The organism is Microbispora sp. NPDC049633 (genome assembly GCF_040675265.1).
GTDB lineage: Bacteria > Actinomycetota > Actinomycetes > Streptosporangiales > Streptosporangiaceae > Microbispora > Microbispora maris.
Window position 1 is genome coordinate 1 of record NZ_JBFAOO010000063.1, and the last position, 12,650, is coordinate 12,650.

10 protein-coding genes are annotated in these 12,650 nt (G+C 74.9%); all 10 read right to left on the minus strand.

Annotation, left to right across the window (positions count from 1 at the left end):
* The coding region (rpe, locus tag AB0J39_RS18315) for a ribulose-phosphate 3-epimerase (RefSeq protein ID WP_363465926.1) at positions 1–631 on the minus strand (631 nt) is incomplete at its 3' end.
* Positions 632–690: 59 nt separating this feature from the next.
* Complete coding sequence (locus AB0J39_RS18320) at positions 691–1,578, minus strand: MBL fold metallo-hydrolase (RefSeq protein WP_363465928.1); 888 nt, start codon at positions 1,576–1,578, stop codon at positions 691–693.
* Positions 1,579–1,805: 227 nt separating this feature from the next.
* Positions 1,806–3,089: a transcription antitermination factor NusB gene (locus AB0J39_RS18325; protein WP_363465997.1), complete on the minus strand. Its 1,284-nt coding sequence runs from the start codon at positions 3,087–3,089 to the stop codon at positions 1,806–1,808.
* A gap of 437 nt (positions 3,090–3,526) precedes the next feature.
* The gene (gene fmt, locus AB0J39_RS18330; protein ID WP_363465930.1) at positions 3,527–4,456 is read right to left on the minus strand and encodes a methionyl-tRNA formyltransferase; all 930 of its coding nucleotides are present in this window, start codon (positions 4,454–4,456) and stop codon (positions 3,527–3,529) included.
* Positions 4,456–5,004: a peptide deformylase gene (gene def / locus AB0J39_RS18335; RefSeq protein ID WP_363465932.1), complete on the minus strand. Its 549-nt coding sequence runs from the start codon at positions 5,002–5,004 to the stop codon at positions 4,456–4,458. Before def ends, fmt begins: the two co-directional genes overlap by 1 nt.
* 46 nt (positions 5,005–5,050) lie before the next feature.
* Complete coding sequence (locus tag AB0J39_RS18340; RefSeq protein ID WP_363465935.1) at positions 5,051–6,292, minus strand: hypothetical protein; 1,242 nt, start codon at positions 6,290–6,292, stop codon at positions 5,051–5,053.
* Positions 6,293–6,315: 23 nt separating this feature from the next.
* Positions 6,316–7,983, minus strand: coding sequence for a hypothetical protein (locus AB0J39_RS18345; protein WP_363465937.1), 1,668 nt, complete (start codon positions 7,981–7,983; stop codon positions 6,316–6,318).
* Between the two features lie 40 nt (positions 7,984–8,023).
* A complete protein-coding gene (locus AB0J39_RS18350) occupies positions 8,024–10,729 on the minus strand; it encodes a primosomal protein N' (protein ID WP_363465940.1) in 2,706 nt (901 codons plus the stop codon).
* 153 nt (positions 10,730–10,882) lie between these two features.
* On the minus strand, positions 10,883–12,070 hold the full coding sequence (gene metK / locus AB0J39_RS18355; protein ID WP_363465943.1) for a methionine adenosyltransferase: 1,188 nt from the start codon (positions 12,068–12,070) through the stop codon (positions 10,883–10,885).
* A 186-nt stretch (positions 12,071–12,256) separates the two neighbouring features.
* The gene (locus AB0J39_RS18360; protein ID WP_169978572.1) at positions 12,257–12,625 is read right to left on the minus strand and encodes a hypothetical protein; all 369 of its coding nucleotides are present in this window, start codon (positions 12,623–12,625) and stop codon (positions 12,257–12,259) included.
* Positions 12,626–12,650: the final 25 nt, after the last annotated feature.

Sequence of the window (12,650 nt, forward strand, 5' to 3'; positions counted from 1 at the left end):
CGGCGACGGCGCGGGCGGGGTCGTCGGCGCCGTAGACGGCGTTGCCCGCCACGAACACGTCGGCCCCGGCCTCCGCGCAGCGCTCGATCGTCTCCGTGGACACGCCGCCGTCGACCTGGAGCCACACCTCGCCGCCGTGCTTGTCGATCAGCGCCCTCGCCCGGGACACCTTCGGCAGCACGATGTCGAGGAAGCGCTGCCCTCCGAAGCCCGGCTCGACGGTCATGACGAGCAGCATGTCGATCTCGGGGAGCAGGTCCTCGTATCCCTCGACGGCGGTCGCCGGGTTCAGCGCCAGGCCGGCCCTCGCCCCGGCGGCGCGGATCGCCCGCAGCGTACGCACGGCGGCCTTGGCCGCCTCGGCGTGGATCGTGACGCTCGCCGCTCCCGCCTCCGCGTAGTCCGGCGCCCACCGGTCCGGGTCCTGGATCATCAGATGGCAGTCGATCGGCGTCGAGGTGGTCTTCAGCAGCGACTCGACGACCGGCAGGCCGAGCGTGAGGTTGGGCACGAACTGGTAGTCCATCACGTCGACGTGGAGCCAGTCGGCGACGTTCTCCACCCGTGCGGCCTCGTCGGCGAGGCGGGCGAAGTCAGCGGACAGGATGCTGGGCGAGATCTGAACGGCCATAGTCCCTGCAGTCTATTTCGCCGGGCGTCCCGCCCGCCCCGTCCCGGCGCCCGGAACGGTCACGCGACGGGAACCCAGGTGAACCGGCCGTCGGGGCGGGGCTCGGCCCGGCCGAAGACCACGTCGGCGAAGTGACCGCCGTAGCCGATGGTGCCGGGCCGGCTCAGCTCCTCGACCAGGCGGCGGCGGCGTTCCTCCGATTCCGTGGGGTCGTGGTCGATCGCACAGGACCACTCGGGATGGATGACCTGGACCGGCGAGTGGAGAGCGTCGCCGAAGGCGATGAGCCTCTGGTCGCCGCCGGTGATGACGTAGGTGGTGTGGCCGACGGTGTGCCCGGTGGCGAACGACGCCCGGACGCCGGGGAAGACCTCCTCGCCGTCGTCGACCGTGCGGACGCGGGAGGCGAAGGCGGCCAGGCGGTCCGCGGTCGCCCCGGCCTGGGCGGCCAGTTCGCGCCGCTCCCATTCGGGCGCAGCGACGAGGTGGGGAGCGTGCGCGAACGGCGGAGCGCCGTCGCCGGGGGCGGCGCTCCAGGCCCAGCCCAGGTGGTCGATGTGCAGGTGGGTGATCGCGACGGCCTCGATCTGGCCCGGCTCGCGGCCCAGCCGCCGCAGGTTGTCGAGCAGTTCACCGCCGGACAGGCTGCCCAGCAGCGGGTTGCCGGGGTCGTCGGGGAGCGACGCGGGCCCCAGGCCGGTGTCGATGAGCAGCGCCCGCTCGCCCCGCTCCACCAGCAGCGCGCCGAAGGCTCCGGTCAGGAAGCCGTCCCCGTCGAGATAGTCGTGGAGGGTCTCCCAGTCGGCGGCGGTGGCGGCGGGCAGCCATCCGCGCTTCAGGCGCCCCGCCCCGTCCGGGACGAAGCTGACCGTGAGCTCGCCCAGGCGCAGCGAGCGGATGCGCGGCGGGCTGGTCAGCCGGGCGCGGTCGAAGTCGGTCGTGGTCATGGGCCTGCCTCATGCTCACCAAGGCGCCGCCGGGTCGCGGCACGGCCCGAACGTTACCAACCAAGATCCGTCCGCACCCGGGGAACAGCCGCGAAATATGCCGCCGCGGGCGAAACTCGCCGCCACGGGCAGGACCGTTCACCGGGCGCGCACGTCACCCCTCGCTGAGAAGGGCGTCGTGGTGTTCACGACGTCCGAGGACTCACGACCGGTGCCGGCGGCACCCGCTAGGGACGCCGCAGCAGCGCCAGGAACATCGCGTCGGTGCCGTGCCGATGCGGCCAGAACTGCGCGTACGGCCCGTCGCCGAGGCCGGGCACCTCCGGCAGGAACGCGCGCGCGTCAAGCACCTCGGCCCGGTCGCGCACGTCCTCCACCACCGCCCGGGTCTCGGCCAGGTGCGGCGAGCAGGTCACGTACGCCACCACGCCGCCCGGCCGGACGGCCTCGAGCGCCGAGTCCAGCAGCCGCCGCTGCAGTGCGGTGAGCTCGGGGACGCTGCGGGGGTCGCGGCGCCACCGTGCCTCCGGCCGCCTGCGCAGGGCGCCGAGCCCGGTGCAGGGCGCGTCGAGCATCACCCGGTCGAACGCGCCGGGCCGCCAGGCGGGCCGGGTGCCGTCGGCAGTGATCACCTTCGCCTCGCGGGTGGTGCCCCACACCAGCCGGGCGCGGTGATACTGCACGTCGGCGCCGAGCAGCCGGGCGCCCTGCCGCATCGCCACCGCGTCGAGCAGCCCCGCCTTCCCGCCGGGCCCCGCGCACATGTCCAGCCACGTCGCGTCGCGGTCGAGCGGCACGCGGGTCAGCGCGAGCGCGACGAGCTGGCTGGCCTCGTCCTGCACCGCGGCGCGCGCCTCCCCCACCGCCGGGATGGCGCCCGGGTCGCCCTCCGGCAGATACACGGCGTACGGCGAGTAGGCGGCCCGCTCGGCCCCGGCCGCGACCAGCTCCTCCACCGTGGCCCGCCCCGGCCGCGCCACCAGCGCCACCCGGGGCCGCTCGTTGTCGGCCTCGAGCAGCGCGGCCGTCTCGTCCACGTCCCCGCCGACCGCGTCCCGCAGGGCGGAGACGATCCAGCGCGGGTGGCTGTAGGCGACCGACAGGTTGCCGACCGGATCCTGCGCGCGCGGCGGCGCGACGATCTCCAGCCACTGCTCCAGCGTGCGGCCCGCCACCTTGCGCAGCACGGCGTTGGCGTAGCGGGAGGGCCCGGCCCCCACGCGCAGCCGTACGAGGTCGATGGTGGCGCTGACCGCCGCGTGCGGCGGGATCCGCGTACGCAGGAGCTGGTGGACGCCGAGCCGCACCGCGTCGAGCAGCGGCGGGTCCACCTCCTCCGGCGGCCGGTCGCTGCAGGCGGCGATGACCTCGTCGTAGGTCCCGAGGCCGCGCAGCGTGCCGTAGGCGAGTTCGGTGGCGAGGGCCGCGTCGCGGCCGGTGATCCGCCGCTGCCGCAGCAGCGTCGGCATGAGCAGGTTGGCGTACGCGTCGCGCTCGTCGACGGCCCGCATCAGGTCGTAGGCGGCGTTGCGCGCCTCGTCGCGGGGCGGGCGTCCGCGGCCCTGCCTCTGCCCGGCCTTCGCCGCGTGCGCGGACGGCCCGCCGTGACCCGCCCTGCCGCCGTGCCCGGGACGGACCTGCCCAGTGCCGCCACCCTGGCCGCCTCCCTGGCCGCCGCCTTGACCGCGCCGCGCGCCGCCGCCCTGACCTTTGCCCTGCTTCACGGTGTCACCTTCGACCCTGCCACCTTCGACCCTGCCACCTTCGACCCTGTCACTTGCCGATGCGCCGCCTTCGGCTCCGCCACCACTGGCCCGCCGTCACTGATCCGCCGTAACTGATCCGCCGTCTCGGGCTCGGCGGCCTTCTTCCCGCTGCCCGCCGCCCCGGCGTGCCTGCCATCGCCCGCCTCCTTCCGGCGCGGCGCCGGGCCCCGCTGGACGGCCCTTCAGACCAGGGTCTCACCGTCCGCGAACCGGACGCCGCGGCCCCACTCGGCCGCCGTCATCTGCCGCTTGCCCTGCGGCTGCACCTCGCCGAGCTCGACGGGGTGGGTGCCGGTCCCGACGAGGACGCTCTTCCGCGTGGCCGAGATCTCCCCCGGGGCGAGCTTGCCCGCGTCGGGCGCGAGCCGTATCGGGCCGATCTTGACCCGCTGGCCGCGGAACTCGGCCCACGCGCCGGGATTCGGCGTGCAGGCCCGCACCAGCCGGTCCACCCGCATGGCGGGCGCGGCCCAGTCGATCCTGGCGGCCTCGACCGTGATCTTGGGGGCCAGGCTGACGCCGTCGGCGGGCTGCGGGCGCGCCTCCAGCGTGCCGTCCTCGACGCCGTCGAGTGTGGCCAGCAGCAGGCCCGCACCGGCCTCCGCGAGCCGGGCCAGCAACGCCCCGCTGGTGTCGTCGGCGCGGATCGGCTCGGTGAGCACGCCGAAGACCGGCCCCGCGTCCAGCTCCTTGACGATGCGGAAGGTCGAGGCGCCGGTGACGTCGTCCCCGTGCAGCACGGCGTGCTGCACGGGCGCCGCGCCGCGCCAGGCCGGAAGCACCGAGAAATGCAGGTTGATCCACCCCTGCGGGGGGATGTCGAGCGCCGCCTGCGGCAGCAGGGCGCCGTACGCGACGACCGGGCAGCAGTCGGGGCCGATCTCCCTCAACCGGCCGAGGAACTCCGGGTCGCCGGCCTTGGCCGGTTTGAGCACCTCGATCCCCGACTCCTCCGCGAGCTGGGCCACGGGGCTGGGGTGGACCTTGCGCCCCCGGCCGGACTGCGCGTCCGGCCGGGTCACCACGGCCGCCACCTCGTGACGGGGCGAGTCCAGCAGGGCGCGCAGCGACGGAAGCGCGGTGTCGGGAGTGCCGGCGAAGACCAGGCGCACTACAGCGCCCTTCCCTGCGTGGCGTGCGGCGAGATCTTCACCACCGGCGCCGACAGGCCGCTCCACTCGGCCTCGCGGATCGCCTTCATGGCGAGCTTGCGCTGCTTGGAGTCCAGCCGGTCGATGAACAGCACGCCGTCGAGATGGTCGGTCTCGTGCTGGAAGCAGCGCGCCATGAGGTCGGTGCCCTCGAGCGTCACCGGCTCGCCGTACATGTTGAAGCCCTTGGCCACCGCCCTGATCGCGCGGGGCGTCGGGAAGGACAGGCCGGGGAAGGACAGGCAGCCCTCCTCGCCCTCCTCGTCGATCTCGCCGCCGAGGTCGAGATCGGGGTTGATGAGGTGCCCGAGCTGCTCGTCCACGTAGTAGGTGAACACACGAAGGCCGACGCCGATCTGCGGCGCGGCCAGGCCGGCGCCCGGCGCGTCCATCATCGTGTCGGTCAGGTCCTTGACGAGCTTGCGCAGTTCCTTGTCGAAGTCGACCACCGGCTCGGCCGGAGTGCGCAGCACCGGGTCGCCGAACAGGCGGATCGGCTGAATGGCCAAGGGTTGGCTCCGTTCACGTCACGTACACGAGGAGGATCACCCCAGTCTACGGGCGTGAGCGCACCTTCATCGCCGTCTTCCTGGCGGTCTTCGCGATCAGCGGATCGGGGTGGTGCCTGCCGAGCATCTCCAGCACGGCCAGGGCGTCGGGGTGGTCGGCCCGGCCCATCTCGGGCACCAGCGTGAGCAGGTCCTCCCCGAGGAGGTCGAAGTGGGCCACCGAGTCGACCGGGGCGCCGATGTAGAGCAGGGCGGCGAGGGTGTCCACCGCCACCCAGGCGCCGTCGCCCTCGCCGAGAGCCGGCGCGTCCAGGTCGCGCACGCCCAGCCACGCCGCGGCGTAACGCCACATCATCGGCTCGTCCAGGGCCTCCCGTACGGCCTGCTCGGCCTCCGGGCCCAGCTCCTCCAGCACGGTCCCCGCGGTGCCGCGCTGGGCGGCGTTGCCGGACGCGGCGATCTTGATGAGCTCGCGCGCCGCGTCCTCCGGCACCCGGCGCTCCAGCCAGAGCGTGGCGGCGCTGGCCGAGGCGCGGCCGGTCAGCATGGCGTCGATGAGGTCGGCGGCCCCCAGCTCGGCGAGCGCGGCCACCTCCCCGAGAGACGGCGCGTCGTGGCCCTCCCTGAGCAGGTCGCGGCGCACGGCCCACACGCCCGGCTGGGTGAGCCGGACCAGCTCGCCGGTCAGCTCGATCAGCCCGCAGTACTCCAGCAGCGCCATGGCCGCCGCCAGTTCCCCCGGCAGCGTCATCCGCAGCCGCCGCAGATCCGCCGGCCGCGCCTCGCAGCCCACCTCGTGGGCCTGCAGGATGCCGCCGGCCAGGGCCGCGAGCGGCATCCCCTCACGCACCGAGTAGATCGTCGCGAGGATCTCGGTCAGATGCTCGTCGATGACGGCCGACCCGGTCAGGCCCTCCTCGGTCCGGTCGAGCACGTCCATGACCACGCCGTCCCAGAACTCCATCGGGTCGGGCACGCCGAGCCCGGGGCTGGCGCCCTGCCGGGTGACCTCCACCAGACGGCCGTTGACCGCGACCACCCACAGCAGGCGCAGCCTGGCGGCCTCCAGGCCCAGCTCGGCGACCGCCGCCTCGGCCTCGGCCGGGTGCGGCATCCCCTGCTCGGTCACCTCGCAGACGCCCCGCGCGGAGGCGTCGCAGCGGCCCCTGACCCACTCGGCGAGGCGGCGGGCGTCCCGCACGAGCGGGACCTCCCGCACCGCGTGGACGAGCTGCTCGTCGGGCACGATGTCGACCGGCGGGAAGGTGAGCACGTCGCTGTCGGCCATTCCAGCAACTTACTGCACAGCAGTCACCTGATGCCCCGCGAACGAGCCTTGAAAGCCGCTTTCCGGGCGGCCTTGGCCGCCGCCTGGTCCGCCAGCGTGCTGCCGAGCAGTTCGAGAACCTCGACCACGTCGGGATGGTCCACCCGCCACATGTCCTCGATCAGGTGCGCGGGCGGCCCCGAGGCCGCGATGTTCTCCGCGAAGCCCTCCGGGTCGGCCTCGGCGGCGGGCAGCGCCAGCGCCAGCATGTCGACGCTCACCCACAGGACCTCCTCGGGGGTGAGCGCGGGCGCGTCGAGGCCGCGCGAGGACAGCCAGTGGATGGCGTGCGGGCGGAGCTCGGCGTCGTCCAGGTAGGACCGAACGACCGCCGCCGCCTCCACGCCCAGCCGGTCCACGATTGTCACCGCGACCCCGCGCACCTCCGCGGGAGCTCCGGCCACGGCGGCCAGCAGCTCCGCCGCCGCCTGCTCGGCGGTCCGCCGCGACAGCCACTCGGCGATGTCCCGCTCGGCCGCCTCGTCCGCCGTGCCGTCGCCGATGAGGCCGGCGATCAGCCCGCTCGCGTCCCCCTCGGCCGGGGCCGGCGCGAGCGGCGCGTCCAGGCCCATGCCGGCGTACAGCTCGCGCAGGCCCCACAGCGCGTGCGGGGTCAGTGACAGGCCGTCCTCGGTGGGCTGGACCGTTCCCGCGTACGCCAGAGCGGTCAGCGCCTCGTCGAGCCTGCCCACCGGCCGCCCGGCGGCGACCTCGCGCAGGTAGTCGGCGAGCGCGTCCACCGGGACGGGCGACTGCAGCCGGTAGAGCAGGTCGTGGATCTGGGACATCCCCTCGTCCACCACCGCCTCCCCGGTGAACGGCCCGCACCTTTCGACGAGGAACTCCAGCGTTCCCCGCCACAGGCCGAGCAGCTCCTCCTCCCCGCGGGAACTCAGCTCGCGGAACACCTCCCCGGTCGCGACGGCCGTGCCGTCGAGCCGGGCGAGGCCCAGGTCGAGCGCGAGGCGCCAGGCCGGCTCGGGACGCTCGACGCCGAGCTCGGCCGTGCACGCGCGCGCGTCCCTGACCCGCAGGGACCGGCGCGTCGTCACGGTCCGGCCGCCCTCCACCAGCCACGTCACCACCCGGTGGGCGTCGCGCAGCAGCGGCACCTCGCGCACGGCGCGCGCCACCTCCTCGCGCGGCGCGAGCCGTACGGGCGGCAGGGGCGCGCAGCCGGGGCAGTCGCACTCGCCGCCGTCCGCCGCGCCCTCCGCGGCAGCGCCCTGGGCCGCGTCGAGCTCCAACGAGTCGGGCCCGATGGCGCTGAACAGGCTCTTGGCCATGCCGAACTTGGACGTGTCGGCGAGCGCTCGCGGCATCTCCGGCTCGATGCGGTCGATGGTCTCCCGCATCCGGACCGCCGTCTTGCTGCCGATCTCGCCCGTGTCCAGCAGGAACTCGACCAGCGTCCGCGCCGCGGCCACCGTCTCCGGCGCGCTCTCCGGCGGCGCGATCACCTTGCGCGGGTAGATCTCCAGCAGGAGCTCCTCGAAGGTGCCCGGCCGGAAATCACCCAGTTCGTTCACCTCCAGGTAGTCGCTGGCGTAGTCGCACAGCAGACGCACCTCGTCGACGTCGACCTCGACGTTCCGCCCGCGCCCCCAGGCGCGGAGGCCGTCGATGGCCCGGTTCACCCATTCGATCGACACACAGGCACGCTAACGGCTCGCTTTGTGCGAGGCGAATCGGTCAGATGAGATCGAGAGGATCTATGTTCACACGTACCACGTCCGGCGCCTTGCGCGCGGAGCGCACACCGGAGGCGCCTTTGAGCGCGCGGGCCAGTGCGGACCCGAGGTGACGCGGCACCCGGACCATGGCCCGCTCCGGCCCGCCCTCCACCGGCACCGGCCCCAGGATCTGCGCTCCCGGCGGCAGCACGGCGTCCGCGAGCGTCTCCCTGATCGCCGCCGCCGGCCCCGTCAGCGTCGCCATCCGCACGGCCGGGGGAAAGCCCAGCTCGGCCCGCTCGTCCAGCTCGCGTTCGGAGAAGGTGACGGGGTCCCAGCGCAGCAGGGCCTGTACGGCGGGCACCGCGGCGTCGGCCAGGACCACCAGCTCCCCCGCCGGCCGCAACAGGGCGGCGGCGTTGGTCCAGCGGCGCAGCGCCTCCTCGGCCGCCCGCAGGTCGGGGCGGCCCAGCAGCGCCCATCCGTCGAGCAGCACCGCGGCCGCGTAGCCGCCGTCCGGCACGGGCTCGGCCCCGGGCGTCGCCACGACCAGCGCCGGGGCGCCGCTCACCGTCGCGAGCACGCCGTCGCGCCCGCTGGTGCGGACGGCGACCGACGGAAAGGCCCGGCCCAGCTCCTCGGCCGTGCGCCGCGCGCCGACGATGACGGCCCTTACGCCGGTCCCGCCACAGGACGGGCAGCGCCAGTCGCCCGCGATCCGGCCGCACCAGCGGCAGTACGGCACGGCGTGCCCGCCGCGCAGCGCGAGCGGGCCCGAGCAGACCGGTCCCGTGGACGGGGACTCCACGAGCACCGGCTCGGCGAGCATCCTCGCCCTGCCGCCCGCCGGGCCCGTCCCGCCGCCCCCCGCGCGGTGGACATCGGCGCGGACCTCGCGGACACCGGCGGGGTGGACGCCTGGTCCGCGGCCGGGTCCCGTTCCGTCACGGCCCCGCGCGTCGCCGCCGCGCGCCGCCGCGCCTCCCGGAGCGGCGTCCGGCGCCTGGGCCGGGCGCGCCGGCGGCAGCCCGGAGCAGCGCGCCGGGGCGCGGCAGTGCCGGCACGCCAGCGCGGGCAGGTAACCCCTGCGCGGCACCTGGACGAGCACCGGCCCGTGCTCCAGTCCCTCCCGCAGCGCCCGCCAGGCGACGCTGGGCAGGCGGGCGGCCCTGGCCGCCTGGTCGCGGGCCAGCTCCGCGTCGTCGCCCGCCGGACGCACCCTGGGCGCCCGGGCCCTGACGGCCGCCCGGTCCGGGACGAGCGGGGCGGCCCAGCCCGCCTCGACGAGCGCCGTGGCCTCGGCCGTACGCGCGTAGCCGCCGACCAGCAGGCCCGCCCCGGCCTGGTGAGCGCGCAGGCCGAGCACCTCCCGGGTGTGCGGATAGGGCGCGTGGCGCTCGGCGTGCAGGTCGTCGCCGTCGTCCCAGACGACCGCCAGCCCCAGCCGGGCCACCGGCGCGTACGCCGCGGGCCGGTTTCCCACCACGATCCCGACCTCGCCGCGCAACGCCTTGAGCCAGCGCCGGTAACGCTCCGCGGGCCCGAGGTCCGCCGTGATCGCCACGTGCGGCGTCTCGCCCAGGGCCGCCGTCACCAGCGCCACGTCCTTGCCGTCGGGCACCGCCACGACGACGCCCCGGCCGCCGTCCAGGGTCGCCCGCGCGGCGGCCGCGATGGCGTGCGGCCACGACGGTCCGCCGGCGTCCGTGCCGGGCAGTGCCGTCCACACGGCGCGCGGCGCCCTGCCCTCGGCCAGCGCCTCCAGGAAGGACGCGCCCGCCGGGTAGGCGCTCCAGGCGTCGCCGTGCGCCCGCGCCGCCCGCCGTCCCGCCGTCTCGCCCGGCGTGTCCTCCCCCGCCGCACCCTCGCGCACCGCACCCTCGCGCACCGCACCCTCGCGCACCGCACCCTCGCGCACCATGCCCTCGTGTGCGCGCGCCGGGTCCGGGTCCGCGGTGTCCGCGCGCGCCGTGTCCGCCTGGATCGTGTCCCCGTGGGTCGGGCGCGCGTGCTCCGAGCCTCCCTGAACCGGCTCCTGACCCGCGGTCTCCCCGCCTTCGGCCGAGCGTGTGCCGCCGGCGTCCACCGTCACGCGTACGCCCTGCCCTGCGGGAGCCGGGACCTCTCCGGCGGCGGACGCCGCCCGGCGGGCGGGAGCCTTGGCCTCGGACTCGACCCGGGCGTGACGCGGCGGAACGGCCAGCCGCAGGATGTCGGGCATGGTCCCCCCGTACCGGTCGGCCACGGCGCGGGCCAGCCGGGCGATGTCGGAGGTGAGGACGGGCTCCGGGGAGATCACCCGTTCCAGGAAGGACAACCTGCCCGTGTGCTCGCTCTCGGCCAGCCGCTCGAGGAGATAGCCGTCGGCGAGCTGACCGGCGAAGCGGACGCGCACCCGGCAGCCGGGCACCGCCTCGGCGTCCATCGTGGAGGGGACGAGGTAGTCGAAGGGCCGGTCGAGGTGCGGCAGCGGCGTGTCCACCACGACCCGGGCGACGGGCAGCTCGGGCGCCGCCTCCCGCGCGCCCTTGGCCGCGCCCGGCCGCGCCCCTCCCGCGCTCGCCCGCTGCCGCTCTGTGCTCCCCCGCTGCCGCTCTGTGCTCCCCCGCTGCCGCTCTGCGCTTCCCCGCTGCCGCTCTGCGCTTCCCCGCTGCTGCTCGGGGGCGGCGGGGGGCGCCGGGAGGAGCGCCTCCTGCGGGTGCGGAACGCGGGTCGGCTCGGTCACTCCTACGTCCTACCAGAACCGGCGCGCCGCAATCGCACGTACGCCCGCCGCCTGTGGACGGCCCGGACCGGCGGCGCGCACACGAGAGCGGCGCCCGCCGTAAGGGCGGGCGCCGCCGGGGGCGACGGTGTCGCCGAGGTCGTCAGGAGCGGGTCACAGACCGGCGGCCGTACGCAGGGCGTCGGCCCGGTCGGTGGACTCCCAGGAGAAGCCCTCACGGCCGAAGTGGCCGTAGGCGGCGGTCTCGGAGTAGATCGGGCGCAGCAGGTCGAGGTCGCGGATGATCGCGGCCGGACGCAGGTCGAACACCTGGAGCACCGCGTCCTGGATCACGTTGACCGGCGCCTTCTCGGTGCCGAACGTCTCGACGAACAGGCCCACCGGCTGGGCCTTGCCGATGGCGTAGGCGACCTGGACCTCGCAGCGGTCGGCCAGACCGGCCGCGACGACGTTCTTGGCGACCCAGCGCATGGCGTAGGCGGCCGAGCGGTCGACCTTGGACGGGTCCTTGCCGGAGAACGCGCCGCCGCCGTGGCGGGCCATGCCGCCGTAGGTGTCGATGATGATCTTCCGGCCGGTGAGCCCGGCGTCGCCCATCGGGCCGCCGATCTCGAAACGGCCGGTCGGGTTGACCAGCAGGCGGTAGCCCTCGGTCTCGATGTCCAGGTCGGCCAGGATGGGCTCGACCACGTGCTCGCGGATGTCCGGGGTCAGCATCTCCCGCAGGTCGATCTCCGGGGCGTGCTGGGTGGAGACGACCACGGTGTCCAGGCGGACCGGCCGGTCGCCGTCGTACTCGATCGTGACCTGGGTCTTGCCGTCCGGGCGCAGGTAGGGAACCGTGCCGTTCTTGCGGACCTCCGACAGCCGCCGGGCCATCCGGTGCGCGAGCGTGATCGGCAGCGGCATCAGCTCGGGGGTCTCGCGGCAGGCGTAGCCGAACATCAGGCCCTGGTCGCCCGCGCCCTGGCGGTCGAAGTCGTCGGCGCCCTCGCCCTCACGGTGCTCGTAGGCGTCGTCCACGCCCTGCGCGATGTCCGGCGACTGCGCGCCGATGGACACCGACACGCCACAGGAGGCGCCGTCGAAGCCCTTGTGGGAGGCGTCGTACCCGATCTCGAGGATCTTCTCGCGGATCAGGGCGGGGATGTCGACGTAGGTCTCCGTCGTCACCTCGCCGGCGACGTGGACCTGGCCAGTAGTGATCAGCGTCTCGACGGCGACCCGGCTCTTGGGGTCGTCCTTGAGCATGGCGTCGAGAATCGCGTCACTGATCTGGTCGGCGATCTTGTCCGGGTGGCCCTCGGTGACCGACTCGGAGGTGAACAGGCGACGGGACAACTCAGGGCTCCTCATGCAGCGGCTGCTGACGTCCATGAGTGACCGGCGGTAGAGCCGAGCCCCACCGCGGCCACTCGATGCTCACGCGAGTCTAGCCCTAGGCGCTGCGGAGCGGCGAAGCCGTCCGGGTTCCGGTCACAGAGTCAGCAGTCCGCGATAAGGCCTGCCGCTCCCCCGGACGGCGAGTCACAGGTCGGGTAAGGGATCTCTGGGCAGGTCGCCGGGCGAGAACGCCTCCGCGTCCGCCGCCGCGACCACGGCCGCGTACTCGTCGTCGACCTCCAGGGTCATACCGCCGATCTCGATCCGGGGGCCCGACCCGAATTCGAGCGGCCCGAGGCGGGTGCGGCGGGGGTAACGGGCCCACACCCCGGAGGGCTCGTCCCTGCTGAACATCTTGGTGGACAGCAGAGTGATCGAGCGGTCCGTCACCACGACGAGGAACCCGATCGTGGCGGGGGGCGGCAGGGCCACCGCGGGGAACACGTAGCGGATGTCCTCGCCGGGCCCGAGCATCGCCCGGCAGCGCTCCCTGATCGTGGCGGACACCGGCATGACGATCGCTCCCTCGATGCACGAC

What these genes read in the sequence shown, in the direction of transcription:
- AB0J39_RS18320 (WP_363465928.1), bottom strand. Translation starts at nt 1,578, where the DNA reads ATGACCACGACCGACTTCGACCGCGCCCGGCTGACCAGCCCGCCGCGC.
- AB0J39_RS18325 (WP_363465997.1), bottom strand. Translation starts at nt 3,089, where the DNA reads ATGCGGGCCGTCGACGAGCGCGACGCGTACGCCAACCTGCTCATGCCG.
- AB0J39_RS18340 (WP_363465935.1), bottom strand. Translation starts at nt 6,292, where the DNA reads ATGGCCGACAGCGACGTGCTCACCTTCCCGCCGGTCGACATCGTGCCC.
- AB0J39_RS18360 (WP_169978572.1), bottom strand. Translation starts at nt 12,625, where the DNA reads ATGCCGGTGTCCGCCACGATCAGGGAGCGCTGCCGGGCGATGCTCGGG.